A 25178-nucleotide genomic window follows, 5' to 3' on the forward strand; every position below is an offset into this window, starting at 1 on the left:
TTTGCAGAGGCTTCAGCTATTTCAGACGGCCTTTTTATGGAACAGAGGAGAACGAATTGGAACCAAAAACATTTGAATCGAGGGATGAATTCAACCGCAAACCTATTGCACAAAACATTATTAGCCTGTTGTCTTCCGATATCGATATTTCGCCGATGGTAATTGACAGCGGCTGGGGAACGGGTAAAACCGAATTTTGCCAAAAACTGATTGCTTTAATGAAACAGGAGCACCCTGATTATCAATTGGTTTATGTGGATGCTTTCCGTTCCGACCATAGCGGCGAGCCATTATTGGCTTTGTTGGCTCAGATAATTAAAGACTGCACACCTGAAGACCAAGCAAACGGCGAGCCGTCGCCAAAACGCAAGGAATGGACAAAGAAGTTTGCTAAAGCTGCGGGATTTGTCGCTAAAACAGTTGCTAAAGCCGCAGCCGGTCATCTTTTAAAACAAAGTGTAGAAAACTTGGCAGATGGGTGGCAGCAGGATGTCGGCAATGAAACTGATTCAGATCAAGTGGCGGAAATCATATCGAATACCATGGTTAAGGTATCCGATAAAGCCATTGACTCCACAGTGGAAATTTTATTGAAAGAACAGATTGAAGCAGAGAGAAATTTAGAAACTTTAAGACAATGCCTGTCTGAGTTTGCTAATGAAAAGCCCATCATTTTATTTGTTGATGAATTAGATCGCTGCCGCCCAGATTATGCGGTGGAAATGTTGGAAACCATCAAGCATGTGTTTGATGTGCCCAATGTACAAGTGGTTTTGGTAACGAATACCCATCAACTGCGGGCTGCCATTAACCACCGTTATGGCTTGGCGGTGGATTCGCAAAGATATTTGGATAAGTTTTTAAAATACAGTTTTACTTTGCCGGAAAAATCTTTAGACCAACATGACGAAAAGAATCAGGTTTTGGCATCTGTGAAACATTTTACCCAATTAGTACAGGCAAGCAGCGTTCTTCAAGATACAGGATTAAATAATCATCTAGATGAGTTAGTTATGTTTTTTGCAACATCCTTGGTTGCAAGGAACGAGTTATCGCTTCGCGAAGTGGAAACTTTTGTCCGTTATTTGGAAATTTACCATCGGTTAAGCAGGGGGTTTGCTTCTGATGCTATTACAGGTTATCAATTCTTAAGGATTACCGGTGTATTTTTATTTTGCTTCAAGCCGGATATAAAAGAATCACTGATTAGAGATAAAGCTGATGGTAGACAGATTGCGGAGCAAGTACTTGGTTTTGTACCTAGTCCTCTAACTGATTGGAGTAATACTTCTGCTATAGATATTATTGCTACTGGTTTGGTACTTAATAAACAAGATCCTGATTCGTGGAGAGAGAAAGGTAATCACCAATGGGAAGCGTATATGAGTCATATATTTCATGGAACATGGAAAATTCCAAAAAATATGTTTTCCCCTATTAAAGAAGCAATCAGATATTTACAGCTTGGAAAATAGAATACTGGGGATTATTGAGGCCGTCTGAAAAAGTTTCGGATAGGTTTGAAATGCTTGCAATAATTTTTTTCAGCTTGGCCAATTCCAACATACAGAAGCTGTTGTAAACGGAATATTGAAGGTTTCTACATACCAATTTTAATGGCCCCTAAATTGTAAGTCTTGAGTCGAATTCCGATTCTATCCATACAATCGGTTGTTTTTATTCCAAGTCGAGTATCCAGTATGAACGGCTTTTCAGACGGCCTTTCAAACAATTCATCCTGTAAAAGCAGGTTTTCGGATAAGATTACGCCAAACTAAAAAGCTTAATCAGGACAATAACAAATGGACAACAAACAAAAATTACAAGACGGCCTACAAAAACTCGGCCTCGAGCTTTCCACCGCGCAGCAGTTGCTGCTGCTCGAATATGTTTCCTTGCTGAAAAAATGGAACAGCACTTATAACCTGACCGCCTTGCGCGATGAAACCACGATGATCAGCCATCATGTGCTCGACAGTCTGACGCTGCTGCCGTATGTGAAAGAGGCCAAAACGCTGATGGACGTCGGCTCCGGAGGCGGTATGCCGGGCATTCCCACCGCGATTTGCCGCCCCGATTTGCAGATTACGCTGTTGGATTCCAACACCAAAAAAACCACGTTTCTGCAACAGGCCGTGATTGAATTGGGGTTGGGCAACGTAACCGTTGCCAGCGGCCGTGTGGAAGCGATGCACGATAAGAAAGTGGACGTAGTAACCAGCCGCGCGTTTGCGGAATTGGCCGACTTTATCGCGCTGACCAAGCATTTGCTGAACGAAAACGGTTATTGGGCGGCGATGAAGGGCGTGTATCCGTATGAAGAATTGGAGCATGTGCCGGATTCGGTGGAAGTGGTGAAAGTCGAAAAAATCGAGGTGCCGATGCTGGATGCCGAACGCCACATGGTGGTTATGAAGCCGAAAAAATAACGCACGCCTTTTTCAAGCGGAGGCCGTCTGAAAAACAGGTTTTCAGACGGCCTTCATACCATTCGACGGCAAATAACGGTACAATTCAGCCAACTTCAAAATCCATAGGTTAAAACACAGATGGGCGCAAATATTATCGCCGTCGCCAACCAGAAAGGCGGTGTCGGCAAAACCACCACGGTAGTGAACTTGGCGGCTTCGCTGGCGCATTTCGGCAAGCGGGTGCTGGTGATTGATTTGGACCCGCAAGGCAATGCGACAACCGGCAGCGGCATCAATAAAAGCGGCATCGGCAGCGGTGTGTATCAGGTGCTGCTGGGCGAATCGGAAGTGAAAGATGCGGTGTTGCGCAGTGAAACGGGCGGCTATGATGTGCTGGCGGCCAACCGCACGCTGGCCGGTGCCGAAGTGGAACTGGTGCAGGAAATCGCCCGCGAAATGCGCCTGAAAAATGCGTTGGCGGAGGTGGCGGATGATTACGATTTTATCTTGCTCGACTGCCCGCCCACGCTGACTTTGCTGACTTTAAACGGTTTGGTGGCCGCCAACGGCGTGATCGTGCCGATGGTATGCGAATATTATGCGCTCGAAGGTATTTCGGATTTGGTGGCGACGGTGCGTAAAATCCGTCAGGCGATTAATCCGCAGCTCGACATTACCGGCATTGTGCGCACGCTTTACGACAGCCGCAGCAGGTTGTCGCAGGAAGTGTCGGAGCAGTTGCAGGCGCATTTCGGCAAGCAGCTTTTTGAAACCACCATCCCGCGCAACGTGCGGTTGGCCGAAGCGCCCAGCCACGGCATGCCCGCGCTGGCTTATGATGCGAAAGCCAAAGGCACGGTGGCGTATTTGGAGTTGGCGGAAGAATTGCTGAAACGGGTGAAATAATACCGCTGTCGGCAACCGGTAAGAGGCCGTCTGAAAGTGCAGTTTGCCGATACTGCATTTTCAGACGGCCTCTTTGAGTGTCGGCGGGCCGCATGCGGAAGCAGGCGGCTTTTATTCTTGACCTTAGTAAAAAAAGGGTTTTAAATCAAAAGGGAATACCATTGTTCACTTTTGAGGAGAGAAACATGCGTTACTCTAAAACGGCGGTGTTGTTGTTCTCATTGTTGTTTAGTGCCTCGGTATCTTCGGCGGAATTAACGAAAACATTGCCGGGCGATATCACGCTGGGGCAGGCGCAGGCGGTGGTTCAGGCGGCATTAAAGAAAGCCGAAGCCATCAAAGTGCCGGTGAATATCGCAGTGGTGGATGCGGGCGGCAACCTGAAAGCCTTTGCACGGATGGATAATGCGTTTTTGGGCAGCATCGATATTGCCGAGCGCAAGGCGCGCACCGCGCGATATTTCAATATGTCCACCCGCGAACTCGGCAAAGCGTCGCAGCCCGGGCAGCCGCTTTACGGTATCGAAGTAACCAACGGCGGTTTGGTTCTTTTCGCCGGCGGGGTGCTGCTAACCGATAAAAAGGGAACGATCGTCGGCAGCATCGGCGTGAGCGGCGGCACGGTGGATGAAGATGAAAGTGTGGCCAAAGCCGGTGCTAAAGTTCTGCATGGCCGTTAGTAAGTTGGGATAACGGTAGAGGCCGTCTGAAAGATTTTCAGACGGCCTCTTGTTTGATGCTTACCGTAAACGATGATTACGATTCGGCGGTTATGGCTGTGAAAATGAAGTTTTTATACAAGGCGGCGAGCCGCAGACAGTACAGATAGTACGACAAGGCGAGCCGACGCAGTATAAAAGATTCAGTTTCACAGCTATACGATTTCTCCGCGTAAAGAGAAAGTGTAAGCCTCGGTAATCTTCAAATCCACCATCTCATTGATCAAACGCGGATTGCCGGTGAAGTTCACCACGCGGTTGTTGGCGGTGCGCGCTTGCAGTTGGTCAGGGTCTTTTTTGGAAATGCCTTCTACCAAACAGCGTTGCACTGTGCCGAGCATGCTTTGGTTGATGCGGGTGGTTTCAGCTTCGATTACTTCGTTCAAGGCTTCCAAGCGGCGCACTTTTTCTTCATGCGGCGTGTCGTCGGGCAGGTTGGCGGCCGGCGTGCCGGGGCGCGGGCTGTAAATGAAGACGAAACTTAAATCGAAGGCAACGTCTTTCACCAGCTTCAACGTTTGCTCGAATTCGCGTTCGGTTTCGCCGGGGAAGCCGACGATAAAGTCGGAGCTTAAGCACAAATCGGGGCGGATGGCGCGCAGTTTGCGGATGATGGATTTATATTCCAGCGCGGTATAGCCGCGTTTCATCGCGCTCAACACGCGGTCGGAGCCGCTTTGCACCGGCAAATGCAGGTGCGATACCAGCTTGGGCAGGTCGCGGTAGCATTCGATAATCGCATCGGAAAACTCGCGCGGATGGCTGGTGATGAAACGCATGCGCTCGATGCCGGGAATTTCGTGAACGATACGCAGCAGGGTGGCGAAGTCGCAGGTTTCGCCGTCATCCATTGCGCCGCGGTAGGCGTTTACGTTTTGACCCAACAGATTGATTTCTTTCACGCCTTGCTGGGCGAGGTTGGCAATTTCGGTGAGCACGTCGTTCAGCGGACGCGAAAACTCTTCGCCGCGGGTGTAGGGTACCACGCAGAAGCTGCAATATTTCGAGCAGCCTTCCATAATCGATACGAAAGCGGAACCGCCTTCCACACGGGCCGGAGGCAGGTGGTCGAATTTTTCGATTTCGGGGAAAGAAATATCCACTTGCGAGAGGCCGGTGGTTTCTTTGTCCATAATCATTTGCGGCAGGCGGTGCAGGGTTTGCGGGCCGAACACCACATCTACATAAGGCGCGCGCTTCACAATCGCTTCGCCTTCCTGAGAGGCAACGCAGCCGCCCACGCCTATGATTAAGTTGGGGTTTTTCGCTTTCAGCGGTTTGATGCGGCCTAAGTCGGAAAACACTTTTTCCTGCGCTTTTTCGCGCACGGAGCAGGTGTTGAACAGAATGATGTCGGCCTCTTCGGCGTCGCTGACTTGCACGAGGTCGTCGCCTTCGGCAAGCACGGACAGCATTTTTTCGCTGTCATACTCGTTCATTTGGCAGCCGAAAGTGCGGATAAATACTTTTTTCATGTTGTGAGGATAGGGGAATTATTGTTGGCGGACGGCAGCGCGCTGCTTAACGGCTTCTTCTTCGCCTTCGGTCAGCACCCAGATTTCGTTGATATTGCCCTCCGCATCGCGTTTCACGGCAACGGTTTTGCCGGTTTTGGAGGCAAGTTTGCCGCGAACGACGAAGCGGTTGCGTTCATCTCTGATGCGCAGATCGTGGGTGGTGTTGAATGCGGAAACGTTGTTGTCGAGCCAGCCCAAAGTGAGGATTTTCAGCCACGAAATGCCGTCGTTGCTCAGTACCACCTGAGGATAGGCCACTTGTTTTAAGACGGCCACATCCATGTCGTCAGGCACGGTGCGTTGCGCCCAAGTTAAGGAAGAACATAATAAAATCAAAAGAGTGAAAAGTTTGCGCATAATCGTTTTTCTTGTGTCTGAGTGAGTAGGACAGCGACGGATTATAGCACAGCACGGTTTTTAACGGAGGGGAGTGTTGTTTTTAATAGGGATTTTTACAGATAATGTTGTGCGGAGGCCGTCTGAAAACGCTTTTTCAGACGGCCTCGTTACCGGTTTGACCGCAACGGCTGCGCAATCTATCTGTTGAACGGCATGGTTTTATTGCGGTTTGGGCAATAAAGTTTTAGGCACGGTGGTTTGGTTGGAAGCGGATGCTTTGTTTGAAATCCGATGTGCGGTATGCACCCGATAAGCGGGCAGGGCATGGAAGAGCCGCTGCCCGCCGTTCGAGCCGTTATGGGATCCGGCTATTTTTTGGTGCCGCCGAAAGCGGTGTTGAATTGGTGATTCCTACCGAATTCGGCTACGCCGGCAATGGCTGCACCACGGTTGCCGAAGAAGTGGCCGTGCGTTTGGCCGATTAAACGGTTATTCGCTTTAGCCGTACCTTTGAATGAAGCTGCTTTGGTGTTGATCGCGGCATTGTTGATGGCAATGCTCAAGCCGGAGCGGGCCATTGTGCCGTTCAGCTTTTTGGCTCCGAAGTCGGCGGTCAGGGTGCCTGTGAGTACGGCAGTACCTTGTTTCACGTGGTTGTTGATGCCTTTGACCGCATAGGTGGCTTTGCCGCTGGTGGGCAGGTTGGTGGTTCTGCCGGTACCGCTGTAAAACACGGTGTAGTTCGTGCCTGCGGTATTGGCTTTTGCGCCGGAGGGTACGTTTGCCCAATCGCCGAAGTATACGTCGAGATTACCTGCTTTGGCATAAGAAAGACGGCCTAAGTGCGAATGGTCGGGCATTTTGGGAATGTTGTCCCACACCACGCCTTTCATGCGGTAAAGCTGGGCGACGGTTACGCCGTTTTTATCTTTGCCCAAGATGCTTTTGGCAAAGGCTTTTATCAAGAAGTTGTTTGCCGTTCTGTCGATCTTGGCAAAAGCCACGGGTTGGTTGTTGGCGACACCCTTGCTGTTTTTTGGCTTGACGCCGATGTCCACCACATTGATGGCTGCTTTATTGAAATCTTTATCTTTCGGATTGGTTTCGACGGTTGTTTTGATATGGCGGATCTTATTGCTTGTATTGATTGATGCGGAAGTACCGGAAGCGGGATTCGCCGCAAATGCCATAGAAGCCGCCAACATTGCACCCAATGCCAATACCAGTTGTGTTTGTTTCATAATCAAACTCCTTAACACACATTCATTTAAACGATTACATATCTTTTGCGCTTTCCGCTTCGTTACAGGCCGTCTGAACAGCTTTATCTGAAATAAACGGTATTTTATTACGCTGAAAGGCATAGTGATTATACCTATCATTTCATATAATGCAAATAAAAATCACTTTCATTACATTGGGTTATGATGGATTTATATTATCTTTTGGCTTTATCCAGATCGGTTGTCGGCGAGGCACGGACGGAAGCCGGATGGCGCGTGCCGACCGGCCGTGTGATGGAAACGGATAGAGGGGGCAAAAAACCTTGAGGCCGTCTGAAAACACTTTTCAGACGGCCTCGGAATGTCGCCGGCTTTTAGAATTTGCCGCTGATGCCGACGCGTATGCCCCTGCCCGGAGCGGGTAGGTAGGAGCGGCTCATGGGGTCGAGGTAATAGCGGTCGGTTAAGTTGGTGCCCACCAGTTCGGCGGTAAAGTTTTTGCTGATTTTGTAGCGCAGGTAGGCATCCCATACGGCCACGGGCTGCCAGCGCATATCGTCGGCTGCAGGGCTGAGTTTGGGATTGCCTTGCCCCTCTTCGATGGATAATCTGTTGCGCCCGTGAAAATACGGCCACCAAGCATCTTTCCGGCTTTGGTAAACGCGGCTGTGGTAATGCATCCTCACGCCTGTTTCCAATTTGTTTTTTAAGAAGCGGCCGCCCAAATCGGCATCTATCGACCAGCGGGGCTGTAAGGCGGTGGCCAAATAGCCCGAATCGCTTAAACCGCCGTGGTTGCAATTGGGCGCTCCCAACAATTTACCTGTTTTGATGTAATTCGAGATTTCATCATTTTCTGAAATGAGGCCGAAAGAATCGTCACACATCTCGTTTTTCAGGTTGCGCAATACGCCTATGCCGCCGAAAAAGCGGCCGGTATCGAAGCGTGCTTGCAATTCCACGCCGGTGCGGGTGTGTTTGTCGAACTGCTCGAATTCGAGGTTTTCGTCGCGGTCGATTACGTTTTTGGTTTTATTGTGGAAATAGTTGATGCGGAAATCGGCATGACGCATTTTCGGGAAAAAGCCGGTAAGGTCGTGGATATAGCCCACTTCCCAGTTTTTGGCGTGCTCGGGCTTCCAGCCGTAACCCGCACGGGCGAAAGTGCCGGCAGCGGTGGAAAAGCCGTAGGTGCCTTCAAACATGCTGGGGAAGCGCAGGCTTTCGGTGTAGCGCAGATAGGCGCGGGCATTGTCAGTAAAATTGACGGTGGCGGAAAAAGCCGGTGCCCAGCCGCTGTCGCTCTGCTTCCGGGCGCGTCTGCGTTCGGCATCGGTCATTTCGGTGTTATAGAACGAGCCGCTGCCGCTATATTTGGGCACCATACGGGGGCTGAAAGGATTGGAAGGGTTATGGGCCGGATTAACGACTTGGGTGTGTAGGTCGGGAATGCTGCCATTTGTTAGAGGGTTGTTTTTAATGTCTAAACGTCCGGATTGGTCTTTATTCCAATAATAATTTTTAAATTCGTCTTTGGTTAATTCGGGAATGTCTGCGATATACGGGATGCCACTGGGTTCTTCAATACTTATTTTGCGGTAAGCGTCATCATATTCAGGGGTCCAATTTCCCTCTTCAAATATGGCTTTTTGAGCAACTAAGTAATCTTTATATTCTTGTTCGGTAGCGACGCGGCCTAATGTGTAGCGTATGCCCCTGTTCATTTCCAACGAGCGGCCGTATTTATTCAAACCGGTTTCCAACAGCTTGCTTTGGTCCTGTATCGAAAAATGGGTGTAACGTGCCCCTGCGGTAAGGCTCAGCCAGCGGACGGGGTCGTATTTGAAATTGAAGCCTAAGTTGTATTCGCGGCGTTTGCCGTTGCGCGGCACGCCGAACTCGTTGAGTTGGTAGTTGGGGCGCAGGGTGTTGTTGTCTTGTTCTTTCTGATATTTGTTGCCGTCGGCCAATACCTCGGAAAAATTATCGCGCGAGGTCAGTTTTTCATGTTGGAAATCGCCGAGCAGGGTGAGCGTCAGTTTGTCGTGCAGCCTCATGAGGTTGGAGAAATGGAAGCCCGTGCGGTTGTTTCGGGCATAAAGCGCTTGTCCTTCGACGGTGTTGAAGCGGCCGTCGGTATTGGGGGTGGTAAGGGTGGGCGGCAGGGGAGGCTGGAAACCGGCTTCGATCAATTGCCGTTTTTCCTCGGGAGATTTTTTCTGCCAATCGTTGTATTCGTCGCGGGCACGGTGGAAGGCAAGGTCTTCGTAAAGGGTGTCGCCGGGAGAGCCGCCTGCGGTGTTGGTTTTGGATTTGGTGCGGGTGGTCCAAAGGGAGGCATTGAAATCTATCCAGCGGTTGCCTTCGGGTTTCCATGTGTAATCGATGTTGTAAGATTTTTGCTTAACCCATGCGTCCGGCCATTCGGCGATTTTATTGAGGACTTTCGCATCCAAAGAAATCGGCCCGATAATGCGTGAGGGCATTATTTCGCCGAACACGGTATTGGTGTGGCGCAGGCCGAATTTGAGGGTTTGGTGGTTGGGCAGGCGGAAGGTGGTTTTACCCAGCCATGATTTGGTTTCGAGCGAGGTGTTGCTCACTTCGCCGCCGGGGTGGTAGAACAGGCCGATCTTGGCTATATCGGGTGCGCCCCCCATACCTTCGCTGCCGAAGAAACTTTCACCCCGTTCGGCGGCTTCTTCTTGGCGGCGTTTGAGTTCGTCCAAAGTTTCTTGTGTCCACGGGCCGATGTAACCGTAGCGTTGCGCGCCTTTTTTGCCGGAAAAATAATTGCCTTTGTTTCGGTAGGCATAGGCAATTATGGCATCGAAGTTTTCTTGTTTGGTGGCGGCGGCGATGCGGTAGGCTTTGTCTTCAAAGAATTTGTTGCGTCCGCCGAAACGTTGGTCGACGCGGTCGGTATCGTCCAGTAGGGCGCGCCAGATGCCGCCGGTGGAAACTTCGGGATAGGGCAGGGTGCGATAATCCACTGATTTTTCATACACGTTTCGGCGCGGTTTGACGGAGTTGGTGGAGGTTTCGGCTTTGAATTCGAGGCCGTATTTTTGACCCTGCGGCACGATATCGTCGGCATCGATGGTTTTCAGGGCGACGGTACCGCCGATGCCGCTTTTGGCATCACGGCTGAACGAGGGGCCTTTTTCGATGTAAACGCTGCTGATGATGTTGGGGTCGACATAGTTGCGGTTGTTGGCACCGGTATAGCCGCGCCATACGGTGATGGCCTGCTCGGTGCCGTCGACGGTAACGGGCACCCGCCCTTGCCCCTGCACGCCGCGGATATTGGGATCGAGCGCGCCGCTGTTGCGGGCATCGCCGCTGTATACGCCGACCAAACCGCTGAAGAGGTCGGAAACGGTGTTGCCTTTGAAGGTTTCTACTTCCTGTTTGCCTTTGTAGAGATTGACCACTTCGCGGGCATAAACGCGGTTGTGCCCTTTCTCGTCTTTAGAGGTTCGCGTTCCTTTTACTTCTACCGTGTCCAATGTGGTTTCCTGCACAGGAGCCGTTGTTCCTTCTCCTGCCGCCCACACATGGGGAGTGCACCATAAAACGCTCAAGCAGACCACAATGGTTTTTAACGGGTATTTTTTCATAGGAACTCCTGTTGCTTTTCGTTGCTTCGTTTGCCTCATCCGTTCGGCCGATAAATAGGAAATATGAATTAAATTGATTTTGATTATCATTTGAGAGTGGCTTTTATATTTTTTGTTTCCTAAGCGGGGATTTTTTACAAATGCAATGATTTTCTTAATAAAACAAGTACATATCACTTAAGTAAATATTTATTCTGATGGAAACAGGAGTGGCGGAGTATGAGGCCGTCTGAAAATACGGCGTGCAGCCTGCGGCATTCGGGCATACCTCCCGAAGCGTATTGCGGCGTTGGCTGCCGTAGCGGGGTGGACAATCATGCCGTATGCGGATTGTTTGAAAGCGCAGCTTGGCGTATTCTTTTGCCCAATCATACTGATAAGGAAAAACACATGCCGCACACACTTCCTCTGCACCCCCAAGCGTTTTCAGAGTTGCCTGAGGCTTTTTACAGCCGCGTCCGCACCGAGCCTTTGGGTGAACCGTATTGGGTGACGCAAAATCATGTTTTGGCGGAAGAAATGGGTTTAAGGCCGTCTGAAATTTTCGATAACGCCGACAACCTGCTTTATCTGGCCGGCAGTGCCAAACAATACGATCCTGCGCCGATTGCTTCGGTGTACAGCGGCCATCAATTCGGCGTGTATGTGCGCCAGTTGGGTGACGGCCGCGCGGTGTTGATCGGCGATTCGGTCGGTTCAGACGGCCTGCGTTGGGAATGGCAGCTTAAAGGTGCGGGCAAAACGCCGTATTCGCGCTTTGCCGACGGGCGGGCGGTGTTGCGCTCAAGTATCCGCGAATATCTTTGCTCGGAAGCCATGCACGGCTTAGGCATTCCGACCACGCGCGCGCTGGCGATTACGGGCAGCAACGATGCCGTTTACCGCGAAGAAGCCGAAACCTCTGCGGTGGTTACGCGCATTGCGCCGAGTTTCATCCGTTTCGGCCATTTTGAATACATGTATCACACCGGACAACATCACAACCTGCCCGTGTTGGCGGACTTTTTGATTGACCGCCACTTCCCTGAGTGCCGCGAAGCCGAAAATCCTTACTTAGCTTTTTTCCAAACCGTTTCCTGCCGCACCGCCGAATTGGTGGCCGCATGGCAGAGCGTCGGCTTTTGCCACGGCGTGTTGAACACCGACAATATGTCGGCTTTGGGGCTGACCGTCGACTACGGCCCGTTCGGCTTTCTTGATGCCTACGACCGCCGCCATGTGTGCAACCATTCCGATACGGGCGGCCGCTATGCTTATAACGAGCAGCCGTATGTGGTGCATTGGAACTTGTCGCGCTTTGCCTCGTGCCTGCTGCCGCTGGTGTCGCAAGACGATTTGGTGGCAGAGTTGGAACGCTTCCCCGATATTTTTCAGACGGCCTATCTGCAAAAAATGCGCGCCAAACTCGGTTTGCAAACGGAAGAAAAAGGCGACGACGAACTGGTGGCCGATATGTTCATCGCCCTGCAAAGCCGCAAAGTCGATTTCACACTGTTTTTCAGATACTTGAGCGAAGTGGGCAATGTCCACGGCGAGCCGCTGCCCGAAAAACTGTCGGCATTGTTCCACGGCCCCACCGAAGCGTTTACGGCGTGGATGGGGCGTTACCGCGGCAGATTGCGGGCGGAAAACAGCCGTCCCGCCGAGCGCGCCGAGCGTATGAATGCCGTTAACCCGCTGTATGTGTTGCGAAATTATCTGCTGGAGCAGGCCATACAGTTGGCGAAAAGCGGCGACTTCCGCGAAATCGAACGCCTGCACCGCTGTATGCGGAATCCGTTTGTCGAGCGCAAAGAGTTTGCCGATTTTGCCGAACTGCCGCCGCAATGGGCGGAAGGGATTTGTGTGAGCTGTTCGAGTTGATGTTGAGGCCGTCTGAAAAACCATGCCTGCCAAGCGGTTTTCAGACGGCCTAACCTTTCTTTATGGTCAATCAACCCAACCTTCACGACGGGCTGCTTCGGCTTGCCGCTTTATTATGAATGCGGTTCGATTGGCTTTACCGCTGCCCCGCACCGCCGCTGTTGGGCAGACTGTGTCAAACCGCAAGGAAAAAGAAATGTTGGTTATCGTATTGAGTTGCATGCTGCTGGGGGCAGTTGCCGGTTTTTTGGCCGGACTGTTCGGCATCGGCGGCGGGCTGGTGATTGTGCCGGTGCTGTTTTACCTGCTGCCGCAAGCAGGCGTGGCCGACAATTTGGCGTTGCCGATTGCGCTGGGCACGTCTTTTTCCACCATCGTGATCACGGCTTTCTCCGCCAGCCACCGACATTACCGTTTCGGCAACATCAATTGGCAGGCCGCAAAGTATCTCGCCCCTGCGCTGATTCTGGCGGTATTCGTTTCCGGCTTGCTGGCGGGCAGCTTGCCCAAAGCGGTGGTGTCGAAAATTTTTGCCTGCTTGGTGATTTATCTGGCGCTGAAAATGCTGTTGTCGCTGAAACCAAGCCTGAAAACAAACGGCAAGTCGCTCTCTTCAAAAGTTTTGATTGTCGGCGGATTGGTTATCGGGGCATTGTCGGGCATGGGCGGCATTTCCGGCGGCGCATTCGTGGTGCCGTTTCTGAACGGCCGCAGCGTGGAAATCAAAAAAGCCATCGGCACGGCTTCGTTGTGCGGCGGCCTGCTGGCGGTATCGGCGACTTTGAGTTTTGTCATCGGCGGTTGGCATGTGCCGAATCTTCCCGCCTATTCTTTCGGATACGTTTATCTGCCTGCGCTGGCGGGCATTGTGTCGACCTCGTTTTTCACTTCCAAATTGGGCGCGAATGCCGCCAACGTTTTGCCGGTGATGGTGTTGAAACGCGCTTTTGCCGTTTTTCTGCTGTTGATTGCTTTGAATATGTTGCTGAAGTAGCAAGGATGCTGAGAGGCCGTCTGAAAAAACTTTTATTGGAAGGTTTTCAGACGGCCTTTTGCTTCGGGCTGCCGATAATGATGAATTCCACCGCTTGGGCTATAATCCGCGTTTTATCAGGCCGATGCTCTGTCGAAGGGTTCAGGCCGTCTGAAAAGAATGTTTCCTTATGGCCCAACACTCCGTCCGTATCTTAGGCATAGACCCCGGCAGCCGCGTTACCGGCTTCGGCGTGATTGATGTGCGCGGGCGCGAGCATTTTTATGTGTCGTCCGGCTGCATCAAAACCCCGCCGGACGCGCCGCTGGCAGAACGGATTGCGGTGATTGTGAAGCATATTGATGAAATCATTACCCTTTACCAACCGCAGCAAACCGCTATCGAACAGGTGTTTGTGAATGTGAACCCCGCATCCACACTGATGCTCGGGCAGGCGCGCGGGGCGGCGATGGCGGCTTTGGTGATGCGTAACCTGCCGGTGTTTGAATACACCGCCCTGCAAGTGAAGCAGGCCGTGGTGGGGAAGGGCAAGGCGGCAAAAGAGCAGGTGCAGCATATGGTGGTGCAGATGTTGGGCTTGTCGGGCACGCCGCAGGCCGATGCCGCCGATGGTTTAGCCGTCGCCTTAACCCACGCTTTGCGCAACCACAGCCTTGCCGCACAATTGCAACAGGGCGGTTTGCAAATCAAGCGCGGGCGGTTTCAGCTTTAAGCGCTTCGATTTTACTCTGGGGGAAGCGGTCGAAAGCCTTTGCAAACGGCATCTGCGGCAGATTTCCGCATGTCGGGGCTGCCGCGTTTTGCCCCCTACCAACCCCCGACGTTGCTGCAAAGATGCCTACCCGCGCGTCGGCCATTTCTGAAAATTCTGCCGTTTTATCCGCTATAATGCACCGTTCCCTAATCGAGGCCGTCTGAACGGGCTGTCATGAAATTTGCTTTTTTTATCCTTTATCTGATCCAACTGCTGCCATTCCGTGCAATTCAGAAGCTGGCTGATTTTATCGGTTGGCTGGCCTATTACGCCGTGGTGCCGCGCCGTCGTGTCGGTACGGTGAATCTGCAAAAATGTTTTCCCGAATGGAGCGAAGCACAACGCCAAACCGTGCTGAAATGCCATTTCCAACACATGGCCAAGCTCATGCTCGAATACGGCCTGTATTGGTATGCTTCGGCAGACCGCCTGCGCAGCTTGGTGCGCTATCAGGATAAGCACCATCTCGACAATGCTTTGGCTGCCGATGAAAAAGTGATTTTGCTGTACCCGCATTTCACCGCTTTTGAAATGGCGGTCTACACGCTCAATCAAGACGTGCCTTTGGTCAGCATGTATTCCAATCAGAAAAATGAAACGTTGGACGGGCAAATACTCAAAGGCCGCCACCGCTATAACAATGTATTTCTGATCGGCCGCACGGAAGGGTTGCGGGCGATTATCAAACAGCTTAAAAAAAGCAGCGCGCCGTTTCTTTATCTTCCCGACCAAGATTTCGGGCGTGCCGATTCGATTTTTGTAAACTTTTTCGGTATCCCTACTGCCACCATTGTCGGATTGAGCCGTATCGCCGCGCTTACCGGAGCCAAAGTGATTCCCGCCATTCCCACCCGCGAAGCAGACGGCACGGTTACGCTGCGCTTTTATCCGGCATGGGAAAACTTTCCCAGCGAAAGCGCCGAAGCCGATACCCAGCGCATGAACGACTTTATCGAAGCACGGGTACGCGAACACCCCGAACAATATTTCTGGCTACACAAACGTTTTAAAACCCGTCCCGAAGGCGAGGCAGGGTTTTATTAACGGTTTCTTTTATTTTGAATGTATGCACGGTGAATCGGATTTTTCAGGCCATCTGAAATTTAATTTCATTCGACTACATTTAACTTTTCAAGTTACTATTTCTATTGGTTTTATCTGTGCCTCTCTTTAAAAAATAGAAAATAAATTTTATTAAAATTCAATTTATTACTATTTTATCATTATCGTAAAAACAAAATTTCCATCTCTTTCCGCTGATAATAAATTCTGAAAAATCAGCAGAAATTGGCTAAAAAGCCTGCTTTCTTTTTAAAATACTTTTAAAAATTTCAAAAAACGCTATCTTTCGGTTTTAATGAGAACCTCTATATAAATCAAAAACTTTGTTGCGAGGGCTTGGCAATCTGAAAAAAAGAGGGTACATTCCGACTACACCGAGTTACATAAAATTTGATGTATGCCGGTTATCCAAAAATCAAGCGAGAACAAAGGAGTAGAAATAAATGGCAAATTACCAAAACGAGATTAAAGTTGCAGGCGAGCTGAAACAGAAAAACGGCAACGGCTGGCACAACATCACCCCCGAATATGTTGCCCGCATGCGTTTGCAAAACCGCTTCAAAACAGGCTTGGACATCGCAAAATACACCGCCGCCATTATGCGTAAAGACATGGCCGAATACGACGCCGACCACGGCAAATACACCCAATCATTGGGCTGCTGGCACGGTTTCGTTGCTCAACAAAAATTAATTTCCATCAAAAAACACCAAAAAACCACCGACAAACGTTATTTATACCTCTCAGGCTGGATGGTTGCCGGTTTGCGTTCCAAATTCGGCCCGCTGCCCGACCAATCTATGCACGAAAAAACTTCCGTGCCCGAGTTGATCGAAGAAATCTACACCTTCCTGCGCCAAGCCGATGCCCGCGAGCTGGACTTGCTGTTTACCGCGCTGGATGATGCCAACAAAGCCGGTGATTCTGCCAAAGCCAAAGAAATCCAAAACCAAATCGACAACTACGAAACCCACGTTGTACCGATTATTGCCGACATCGATGCCGGTTTCGGTAACGCCGAAGCCACTTACCTGTTGGCGAAAAAACTGATTGAAGCCGGTGCTTGCTGTATCCAAATCGAAAACCAAGTATCCGACGAGAAACAATGCGGCCACCAAGACGGTAAAGTAACCGTACCGCACTCTGATTTCTTAGCGAAAATCAATGCCGTACGCTACGCATTCTTAGAGCTGGGCGTTGACGACGGCGTAATCGTTGCCCGTACCGACTCTTTGGGTGCCGGCCTGACCAAACAAATCGCGTTCTCTGCCGAAAAAGGCGACTTGGGCGACCAATACAACAGCTTCTTAGACGGCGAAGAAATCACCGACCTGAGCCAAGTGAAACCCGGCGATGTGATCGTGAACACCAACGGCAAAACCATCAAGCCGACCCGCTTGCCGAGCAATCTGTTCCAATTCCGCAAAGGCACCGGTATCGACCGCGTAGTGTTGGATTGTATTACCTCTCTGCAAAACGGTGCCGATCTGCTGTGGATTGAAACCGAAAAACCGCACGTTGGCCAAATCAAAGAGATGATGGACAAAATCCGCGCCGTTATCCCGAACGCCAAGCTGGTGTACAATAACAGCCCGTCGTTCAACTGGACGCTGAACTTCCGTCAACAAGTGTTCGACGCTTGGAAAGAAGCCGGTAAAGACGTATCTGCTTACAACCGCGACAAGCTGATGAGCGCCGATTACGACGATACCGATTTGGCTAAAGAAGCCGACGAGAAAATCCGCACCTTCCAACGTGATGCTTCACGCGAAGCCGGTATTTTCCACCACCTCATCACTCTGCCGACTTACCATACCGCCGCATTGTCAACTGACACTCTGGCAAAAGGCTACTTCGCCGACGAAGGTATGCTGGCTTATGTGAAGAACGTTCAACGTCAAGAAATCCGCAACGGCATCGCATGCGTGAAACACCAAAACATGGCCGGTTCGGACATTGGCGACAACCACAAAGAATACTTTGCCGGTGAAGCTGCCCTCAAAGCAGGCGGTAAAGACAACACCATGAACCAATTCTCGTAAGAGAATGTTTCAGACGGCCTTACTTACCTTCGGAGGCCGTCTGAAACTACCTCCTTTGTCTGCATAGAGTTGAGCTGTGCGGATGAAGACAGGCGCAAGCCTGTATTGTTTGTGAAGCGTAAATCTCTGATTTGAGGTATTTGGGCAATCCCTTTCGGGTTGCCCCTTTTTAATGCTGTTTTTTTATATGGGCGATATGGGAGCGGTTCCGAGTTTCTATTGCCGATAAAAGCGTTCCCTTAGGCGGCGGATTAAAAAGCACAAAATGAAAATGCCCGGGGAAGCCCGGGCATGATTTTTGTATGGTACGGTTTTCCGATGGACGGAGTTAACCGGTAAAGCGTTTGAAAACCAATGTGCCGTTGGTACCGCCAAAACCGAACGAGTTGGAGATGGCCACATCGATTTTGAGATCGCGCGCTTCGTTGGCACAGTAGTCCAAATCACATCCCGATTCGATATCCTGCTCAAAGATATTGATGGTGGGAGGTGATTTTTGATGGTGCACCGCCAAAACGCTATACACGGCTTCCACGCCGCCGGCCGCACCTAAAAGATGGCCGGTCATAGACTTGGTGGAATTCACCACTACTTTGCGGGCATGGTCGCCCAAAGCCAGTTTCAGGGCATTGGTTTCGTTGGCATCGCCCAGCGGGGTGGAAGTGCCATGCGCATTGACGTAATCGATATCTGCCGGGTTCAAGCCTGCATCCTTCAGAGCGCGGGTAACGGCGAGGGCGGGGCCTTCTACGTTCGGGGCGGTAATGTGGAAGGCATCGGAACTCATGCCGAAGCCGACCAGTTCGCCATAAATTTTCGCACCGCGTTTTTTGGCATGTTCCAATTCTTCCAGCACCAAAACGCCTGCGCCTTCGCCCATAACGAAACCGTCGCGGCCTTTGTCCCACGGGCGGGAAGCGGTTTTGGGGTCGTCGTTGCGGGTGGAAAGGGCTTTCATCGCAGCAAAACCGCCTACGCCCAATGTGCAGACCGCACCTTCGGCACCGCCGGCAATCATCACGTCGGCATCACCGTATTTGATGATGCGGGCCGAATCGCCGATGGAGTGTGCGCCGGTAGTACAGGCGGAAACCATGCCGTAGCTGGGGCCGCGGTAGCCTTTCAGAATGGTAACGTGGCCGGCAATCAGGTTGATCAGCGAGCCGGGGATAAAGAAGGGATTGATTTTGCGGGAGCCGTTTTCTACTACGGTTCTGCCGGTGGCTTCGATACTGGGCAAGCCGCCGATACCCGAACCGATATTCACGCCCACGCGGTCTTTATCCAGATTTTCTACGCTATCCAAGCCTGCGTCGGCAATGGCCTGCAAGGCCGCGGCGATGCCGTAGTGGATGAAAACGTCCATGCGGCGGGCTTCTTTGGGGCTGATGTATTCGCCGATATCGAAATCTTTTACTTCGCCTGCGACTTGGCAGGCCAGATCAGAGGCATCAAAGCGGGTGATGGTGTCGATACCGCTTTTACCTGCAAGCAGATTGCTCCATGCGGTAGAAATATCATTGCCCACAGGGGATACCTGCCCCAAACCTGTGATGACTACTCTTCTCTGACTCATAATTGTCTCGCTGTGATAAGGGCGGCGGCCTTTAGGATGGTACGGGCCGTCTGAAACCCTGCTTTAGATGGTTTAATATGCCAAAAGCCTCTGATAGCAGGCAAACCCGCAACAGAGGCCGATTGAATAAGAAATATGCGTTTAGGCGCTGTGTGATTGGATGTAGTCGATAGCCAGTTGCACGGTAGTGATTTTTTCGGCTTCTTCGTCGGGGATTTCGCAGCCGAAAGCTTCTTCCAGAGCCATTACCAGCTCAACGGTGTCCAGAGAGTCTGCACCCAGATCGTCTTGGAAAGAAGATTCGTTTTTTACTTCGGCTTCGTTAACGCCCAGTTGTTCGGCAACAATTTTCTTAACTTGTTGTTCAATGTTTGACATGTCGGTCGATCCTTTTATGCCTTGCGGCGGTTTCAAAAAAGTTGATTCGGTACGATTGTACCGAATTCGTTTAGAGTTTTCCATCTATAAAGCGGGTTTCTACGCCGGCTGAAACGGTAATGGATTATGCGGCATATTATCATAGGCTGATTTTGAACGACAAGCGCCTTTTGGTTTTGTTTTGTTGTCAGCAAGTTATGCCTTATGTTCGATAAAAAGCGCGTTGGTTTGCAGCCGGTGTGCCAGGTGTGGGGAAAATGTCGGTCGGCTCTTGAAATAATTAATAATTCTCAGGCGGTTACTCTAAAAATTTATTGAGAAAATGCAGGATGCAGGTGAATTCGGCGGCGGAGTCTTCCTGCGTCGAATTGCCCGTGTGTCCACCGGCTCCGCCGACATACAGCCAGCTTTGCGGGGAAAGGCGGCGCAGCTTGGCGTAAAACTTCAAGGCATGCCCGGGGTGGACGCGGTCGTCGCTCAGGCTGGTTGTGATCAGGGCGGGCGGGTAAGCGAGGCCGTCTGAAAGGTTGTGGTAGGGCGACAATCGGGATAAGGCCGTCTGAAAAACGGGGTCTTCGGGGTGGCCGTATTCGTCGACCCAGCTTGAGCCTGCGGATAAATACGGGTAGCGCAGCATGTCGGTTAGCGGCATTTCGCATACCATTGCGCCGAAACTTTCGGGTTTGCGCACGAATGCGGAGGCAACGATTAATCCGCCGTTGCTGCCGCCTTGCAAGCCGATGTGTTGCGGCGAGCTGAGTTTGCGCGCGCTGATGTCTTGCACGACGGCCAAGAGGTCGTCGACGCTTTTGTGTTTGTCGGTGCCTTGCGCGGCTTGGTGCCAGCGAGGGCCGAACTCTCCGCCGCCGCGCACGTTGGCTAAAACGAAGGATTTGCCTTGTTCGAGCCAGTATTTGCCGATAATACCCATGTAGTGCGGCAGTTCGGGCACGGCAAAACCGCCGTACACATAAACGAGGTTGGGGGTGTCGGGTGCGGTGTTTTTGCCGACGTGGTAATAGGGTATGGCGGTACCGTCGTCGGACAGGGCGTGGAATTGGCGTATTCGGATGCCGGCGGTGTCGAATTGTTTGGGTTGGCGGCGCACGACCACCAGTTCCATCACGTTCAAGTCGAGTGCAAACAGGGTGAGCGGGGTAACGAAGTCGCTGGTGGCGATATACAGCACATCGCCGCCCCACGGTTGGTCGGTCAGTTCGAGCGCGCCTTGCGGCAGCTTGGGCAGGGTTGCTTCCTGCCAGAAGCCGTCTGAAAAACGCCATGCTTTCAGACGGCCCGATACGTTGTCGAGGAGGCTGGCGACTACGAAACGTTTGGTGGTTTCGACACATTCCAGCGCTTGGGAGTCGTTGGGGGCAAACAGCAGATGTGCCGTGCCCAATTCGCCTTTGTTGAGTTTGACTGCCACCAAGCTGCCGGCGGGATAGCTTTGGTTGGCGCGTTTCCAGTCGTCGCGCAAGTGCAGCATCAGATGGCCGGCCAAATAGCCGGAAAGCTCGCAGTTTTTAGGCAGGTTCAGCGGTACGGTTTGGCCGTCGGCGCAGATTTGCAGATAGGTTTTGGTGTAAAAGCCGGTAGAGGCTTCGATTAAGTCGATCGGTGCGCCTTGTGCATCGAGGTAGCGCCAAGCGTTGACCATCATGCCGTCTGAATCCATTCGGTAAACCGGCGTGCTTTCTTCAAAACTTTGGCCGCGCCCGACCAGCCATACTTCGCGCGGATAACCCGCCTGCGTGGTTTGGCGTTCGTCCCAAGCGGGGCAGACCCATACGCTGTTTTCGTCTCGCCATGAAATATGGTTTTTACCGGCGGGAAAGTGAAAGCCGCCTTCTACGATTTTGCCGCTGCCCAAATCGAATTCGAGCGTGTAGGCGGTGTCGGCTCCGGCGCGGCTGAGGGTAAGCAGCACCCGTTCGGGTTGTTCCACGTAATGCGATACGCCGCCGAGATAAATATCGTCGCCCAGTATGTCGTCGAAGTCGGCTACCGAAAACAAAGTCTGCCATTCGGGGTAGCCCGAGCGGTACGATGCTGCCGAGCACACCCGATACACGCCTTTGGGATGTTCTTCGTCTTGGTGGAAATGATACATTCGTGCGTGGTGTTCCTCGCAAAACGCAATCTGGCGCGGGTTTTGCAGCTGCTTCACGATGTCGGCGACGGTTTGCCGGAAGGAGTCTCCGGTGGTAAAGCGTGCCTGTGTTTCCGTATGGGCTTCTGCTGCAAATTGCTGTGTGGCGGGATCGGCGAGGTCTTCTAAGCGGATATAAGGGTCTTGCATGGCTGGAGGCCGTCTGAAAAAAGGAAAAACGGATTATATAGTCAAACGGCCTCTATGATGCTTTTAAGACGGCCTGACGGAGTGTGCCGGCTCCGTTCGTATGTAAAAATAAAACCCTAAGGTTATGGTTTCCGTTGCAAGAGAAACCTTAAAAAGCAGCGGGAAGGCAAGTGCTGTAATATAATGCGGTTTTACTTGTATTACCGAATTGATTGAAAATGGACATCGAAACCAAACGCCGTTACACCCAAGCCATGCTCGACAGCGCAGAACTGCTGTTCGATGAAGACGAATGCCGCCGCAAATTGCAACGCCTTGCAGACGAAATCACAGCCGATTTGGGCGGGAAATACCCGCTGGTTTTACCGGTGATGGGTGGTGCGGTGGTGTTTACCGGCCAGCTTCTGCCGCTGCTGCGTTTCCCTTTGGATTTCGATTACGTTCATGTTTCACGCTACGGTGACAAATTGAAAGGTGGCAACTTCAACTGGTTGCGCGCACCGCAAGAGAGCGTGGCCGACCGCCATGTACTGATTCTCGACGATATTCTCGACGAAGGGCATACCATGGCCGCCATCAAAGAGCAGGTGTTGGCATTGGGAGCCGCATCATGCTCAACTGCCGTGTTTGCCAACAAACTGATTGATAAAGAAAAACCGATTACGGCCGATTATGTGGGCATCAACGTGCCCAACCGCTATGTGTTCGGCTACGGTATGGACGCAGCCGGTGCATGGCGCAATCTGGGCGCGGTATACGCCTTGCGCGAGCAGTAATCCGCAGCCGGAAAACGTGCCGTTACATACGCCGTCTTGTTTGAAGGCCGTCTGAAAAGCCGTTTTCAGACGGCCCGTTGTATATCCGGCACACGGTTTCACTTATAATATTTCCCGTTTAAACATCAGCCTGCATCCGAACCGCAGGCCAAACAGGATATTTTTATGATAGGCATCATCATTGTTACCCACGAGGCCATAGGAGCCGCTTACCGTGGGTTGGCCCAGCATTTCTTTATGGAAACGCCGCCGCATATCCGCCTTTTGGGGGTGGAGCCGAACGACGGGCATGACGAAATCATTGCAAAAATCCAAAATCTGATTAGCGAAATCGACCCCGAGGGGCAAGGCGTGTTGGTGCTCACCGATATTTTCGGCGCAACACCGTGCAATGCCGCTCGCCAGTTGGTCGTGCCAGAAAAAGTGGCCATGCTCACCGGCCTTAATGCGCCGATGATGGTGAAGGCAGTGCAGTATTCGGCTTCGGCGGAGGATCTCACGGCCTTTACCAAAACCGTGAAACAGGCCGCCGTTAACGGCATTTTATCCATTACCAGCCCGCCCGAAGGAGAGCACGAAGCATGCTGAAACAGGAGATTGAAATCATTAACAAGCTCGGCCTGCATGCCCGTGCTTCGAGCAAGTTTACCCAAACGGCGGGGCAGTTTCAGAGCGAAGTCTGGGTAACCCGAAACGGCAAACGGGTAAATGGTAAAAGTATTATGGGATTGATGATGCTGGCGGCGGCCAAAGGTACGGTGTTGGAACTGGAAACCGACGGTGCCGACGAAGCGGCCGCAATGCAGGCATTGGTGGATTTAATCAACGATTATTTCGGCGAAGGCGAATAAAATGAGTATCGTGTTACACGGCGTGAGTGCCGGCAAAGGCATTGCTATCGGGCGCGCCCATCTGATTACGCGCGGCATGACCGAAGTGCCGCAGTATGATGTGGAAGAAAAAGACATTCCGGCCGAAGTAGCACGTTACGAAGCAGCGGTTAAAGTTTCCAGAAAGGAATTGGAACAGTTGCGCAGCGCCATTCCCGAAAACGCCCCCACCGAGCTTGGGGCGTTCATTTCGCTGCATCTGATGTTGCTGACCGACGTTACCCTGTCGCGCGAACCCGTCGATATCATCGAAGAGCAGTTTATCAATGCGGAATGGGCGTTAAAACAGCAAACCGACAAGCTGGCGCAACAGTTCGACGAAATAGACGATGCCTATTTGCGCGAACGCAAGCAAGACATGCTTCAGGTGGTTGAGCGCATCTACAACAACTTGGTCGGCTTGAGCAACGAATTGAACCTTGATGCCAACCTGCTGGAAGACACCATTTTGGTGGCGCACGATATTTCTCCCGCCGATACCGTTTACTTCAAAGAACAACGCGTTGCCGCGTTTGTTACCGATGCCGGCGGCCCGACCAGCCATACCGCGATTTTGGGCCGCAGCTTGGATATCCCGTCGGTTATCGGCCTGCACAACGCCCGCAAACTGATTACCGAAAACGAATGGGTGATTGTAGACGGTATCAACGGCATACTGCTCATCGACCCCGACGAAGTGGTTTTGAACGAATACCGCGCCCGCGCCCGCGAATACCGCAACCGCAAGCGCGAGCTCAATAAAATCAAAAAAACCGCCGCCACCACCGAAGACGGTCAAAATATCGAACTGCTGGCCAATATCGAATCGCTCGACGACATCAAACAGCTTCACAATATGGGAGCCGACGGTGTCGGCCTGTTCCGCAGCGAATTCCTCTACCTTAACCGCGACACGATGCCGTCTGAAGACGAGCAATACGAGGTGTACAGCCATTTCGTTAAAAAGCTCAAAGGCAAAAACCTGACCATCCGCACCGTTGATTTGGGCGTGGATAAAAACCCGCGTTGGTTCGGCCAGAGCGGCACGCCCAATGGCAGCATCAACCCTGCGCTGGGGCTGACCGGTATCCGCCTGTGCCTTGCCGAGCCGGTGATGTTCCGCACCCAGATGAGGGCGGTTCTGCGGGCCGCCGTGCACGGGCCGGTAAAAATGATGTGGCCGATGATTGCTTCCATTTCCGAGTTGAAACAATGTTTGGTGCATCTTGAAACCGCCCAACGGCAGCTTACCGAGCGTAACGAACCTTTCGGGGAAGTTTCCGTCGGCTGCATGATCGAAATACCGTCCGCCGCGCTGACCGTCGGCAGTTTGCTGAAACATGTCGACTTTATTTCCATCGGCACCAACGACTTAATTCAATACACCTTGTCGGTGGACCGCGGCGACGATGCCGTAAGCTATCTTTACCAGCCGAGCCATCCCGCCGTGCTCAAACTGATACAGCACGTTATCCGTACGGCCAACCGCGTGGGCAAAACCGTGTCGATTTGCGGGGAAATGGCAGGGGACACCACATTTACCCGCTTGTTACTCGGCATGGGGCTGCGCCGCTTTTCGATGAATCCCAACAACCTGCTGGCGGTGAAGGATATCGTGTTGCGCAGCAATACAATGAATCTGGAGAATGAAACCGCCCGTCTGATGCGCAGCGAAGATCCGGAAAAAGTGGAAAAAATGCTGAAAACCATGAACGCGGAAGTGGAAATCGTGTAAACCGGCAAGTGTGCGGCAGGCCGTCTGAAAACTATTCAGACGGCCTGTTGTTTTAATATAATGGCATATTTGATTTGGTTTTACCGCAATTG

At 51.8% G+C, this 25178-nt stretch carries 20 protein-coding genes; 13 read left to right on the forward strand and 7 right to left on the reverse strand.

Annotated features, from left to right (window positions below):
- Positions 1–56 precede the first annotated feature (56 nt).
- From Q0X97_RS06375 to Q0X97_RS06390, 4 genes are all read left to right on the forward strand, one after another.
- A complete protein-coding gene (locus Q0X97_RS06375) occupies positions 57–1475 on the forward strand; it encodes a P-loop NTPase fold protein (RefSeq protein ID WP_302066542.1) in 1419 nt (472 codons plus the stop codon).
- A gap of 327 nt (positions 1476–1802) precedes the next feature.
- On the forward strand, positions 1803–2429 hold the full coding sequence (rsmG, locus tag Q0X97_RS06380) for a 16S rRNA (guanine(527)-N(7))-methyltransferase RsmG (protein WP_302066543.1): 627 nt from the start codon (positions 1803–1805) through the stop codon (positions 2427–2429).
- Positions 2430–2549: 120 nt separating this feature from the next.
- Positions 2550–3317, forward strand: coding sequence for a ParA family protein (locus Q0X97_RS06385; protein ID WP_302066544.1), 768 nt, complete (start codon positions 2550–2552; stop codon positions 3315–3317).
- A 185-nt stretch (positions 3318–3502) separates the two neighbouring features.
- Positions 3503–3997: a heme-binding protein gene (locus tag Q0X97_RS06390; protein ID WP_302066545.1), complete on the forward strand. Its 495-nt coding sequence runs from the start codon at positions 3503–3505 to the stop codon at positions 3995–3997.
- Between the two features lie 194 nt (positions 3998–4191).
- On the opposite strand, the gene miaB is transcribed toward Q0X97_RS06390, so the two are convergent.
- The 4 genes from miaB to Q0X97_RS06410 form a co-directional block, all read right to left on the reverse strand.
- Positions 4192–5511 carry a tRNA (N6-isopentenyl adenosine(37)-C2)-methylthiotransferase MiaB gene (miaB, locus tag Q0X97_RS06395; protein WP_302066546.1) on the reverse strand — a complete coding sequence of 440 codons (1320 nt, stop codon included), beginning with the start codon at positions 5509–5511 and terminating at the stop codon, positions 4192–4194.
- An 18-nt stretch (positions 5512–5529) separates the two neighbouring features.
- Positions 5530–5910: a hypothetical protein gene (locus tag Q0X97_RS06400; RefSeq protein ID WP_302066547.1), complete on the reverse strand. Its 381-nt coding sequence runs from the start codon at positions 5908–5910 to the stop codon at positions 5530–5532.
- Between the two features lie 350 nt (positions 5911–6260).
- Entirely contained in the window at positions 6261–7133 is an 873-nt protein-coding gene (locus Q0X97_RS06405; protein WP_302066549.1) for a Slam-dependent surface lipoprotein, read from the reverse strand.
- 356 nt (positions 7134–7489) lie between these two features.
- Complete coding sequence (locus Q0X97_RS06410; RefSeq protein ID WP_302066550.1) at positions 7490–10735, reverse strand: TonB-dependent receptor; 3246 nt, start codon at positions 10733–10735, stop codon at positions 7490–7492.
- Between the two features lie 390 nt (positions 10736–11125).
- Here Q0X97_RS06410 and Q0X97_RS06415 point away from each other — a divergent pair, with 390 nt between their 5' ends.
- The 5 genes from Q0X97_RS06415 to Q0X97_RS06435 all read left to right on the forward strand — a co-directional run bounded on the left by Q0X97_RS06415 (position 11126) and on the right by Q0X97_RS06435 (position 17450).
- Positions 11126–12598: a YdiU family protein gene (locus Q0X97_RS06415; protein ID WP_302066578.1), complete on the forward strand. Its 1473-nt coding sequence runs from the start codon at positions 11126–11128 to the stop codon at positions 12596–12598.
- Positions 12599–12794: 196 nt separating this feature from the next.
- Positions 12795–13592 carry a sulfite exporter TauE/SafE family protein gene (locus Q0X97_RS06420; protein WP_302066551.1) on the forward strand — a complete coding sequence of 266 codons (798 nt, stop codon included), beginning with the start codon at positions 12795–12797 and terminating at the stop codon, positions 13590–13592.
- A gap of 169 nt (positions 13593–13761) precedes the next feature.
- On the forward strand, positions 13762–14304 hold the full coding sequence (ruvC, locus tag Q0X97_RS06425) for a crossover junction endodeoxyribonuclease RuvC (protein WP_302066552.1): 543 nt from the start codon (positions 13762–13764) through the stop codon (positions 14302–14304).
- A 216-nt stretch (positions 14305–14520) separates the two neighbouring features.
- A complete protein-coding gene (locus Q0X97_RS06430) occupies positions 14521–15390 on the forward strand; it encodes a lipid A biosynthesis lauroyl acyltransferase (RefSeq protein WP_302066553.1) in 870 nt (289 codons plus the stop codon).
- 461 nt (positions 15391–15851) lie between these two features.
- Complete coding sequence (locus Q0X97_RS06435) at positions 15852–17450, forward strand: isocitrate lyase (RefSeq protein ID WP_302066555.1); 1599 nt, start codon at positions 15852–15854, stop codon at positions 17448–17450.
- A gap of 328 nt (positions 17451–17778) precedes the next feature.
- Here the strand turns inward: Q0X97_RS06435 and fabF are convergent, their stop codons facing one another.
- The 3 genes from fabF to Q0X97_RS06450 form a co-directional block, all read right to left on the reverse strand.
- On the reverse strand, positions 17779–19026 hold the full coding sequence (gene fabF / locus Q0X97_RS06440; RefSeq protein ID WP_302066556.1) for a beta-ketoacyl-ACP synthase II: 1248 nt from the start codon (positions 19024–19026) through the stop codon (positions 17779–17781).
- Between the two features lie 141 nt (positions 19027–19167).
- The gene (gene acpP / locus Q0X97_RS06445) at positions 19168–19404 is read right to left on the reverse strand and encodes an acyl carrier protein (RefSeq protein ID WP_054599558.1); all 237 of its coding nucleotides are present in this window, start codon (positions 19402–19404) and stop codon (positions 19168–19170) included.
- Positions 19405–19702: 298 nt separating this feature from the next.
- On the reverse strand, positions 19703–21706 hold the full coding sequence (locus Q0X97_RS06450; protein ID WP_302066558.1) for a prolyl oligopeptidase family protein: 2004 nt from the start codon (positions 21704–21706) through the stop codon (positions 19703–19705).
- A 218-nt stretch (positions 21707–21924) separates the two neighbouring features.
- Between Q0X97_RS06450 and Q0X97_RS06455 the strand changes: the two genes are divergently transcribed.
- The 4 genes from Q0X97_RS06455 (at position 21925) to ptsP (ending at position 25086) form a co-directional block, all read left to right on the forward strand.
- Positions 21925–22482 carry a hypoxanthine-guanine phosphoribosyltransferase gene (locus tag Q0X97_RS06455; RefSeq protein ID WP_085389195.1) on the forward strand — a complete coding sequence of 186 codons (558 nt, stop codon included), beginning with the start codon at positions 21925–21927 and terminating at the stop codon, positions 22480–22482.
- 165 nt (positions 22483–22647) lie between these two features.
- A complete protein-coding gene (locus tag Q0X97_RS06460) occupies positions 22648–23070 on the forward strand; it encodes a PTS sugar transporter subunit IIA (RefSeq protein ID WP_302066559.1) in 423 nt (140 codons plus the stop codon).
- Positions 23064–23333: an HPr family phosphocarrier protein gene (locus tag Q0X97_RS06465; protein WP_302066560.1), complete on the forward strand. Its 270-nt coding sequence runs from the start codon at positions 23064–23066 to the stop codon at positions 23331–23333. Before Q0X97_RS06460 ends, Q0X97_RS06465 begins: the two co-directional genes overlap by 7 nt.
- 1 nt (position 23334) lies before the next feature.
- Positions 23335–25086: a phosphoenolpyruvate--protein phosphotransferase gene (gene ptsP, locus Q0X97_RS06470; protein WP_302066561.1), complete on the forward strand. Its 1752-nt coding sequence runs from the start codon at positions 23335–23337 to the stop codon at positions 25084–25086.
- Positions 25087–25178: the final 92 nt, after the last annotated feature.

This window comes from Neisseria sp. MVDL19-042950, from assembly GCF_030504625.1.
In the GTDB taxonomy this organism is placed as follows: domain Bacteria; phylum Pseudomonadota; class Gammaproteobacteria; order Burkholderiales; family Neisseriaceae; genus Neisseria.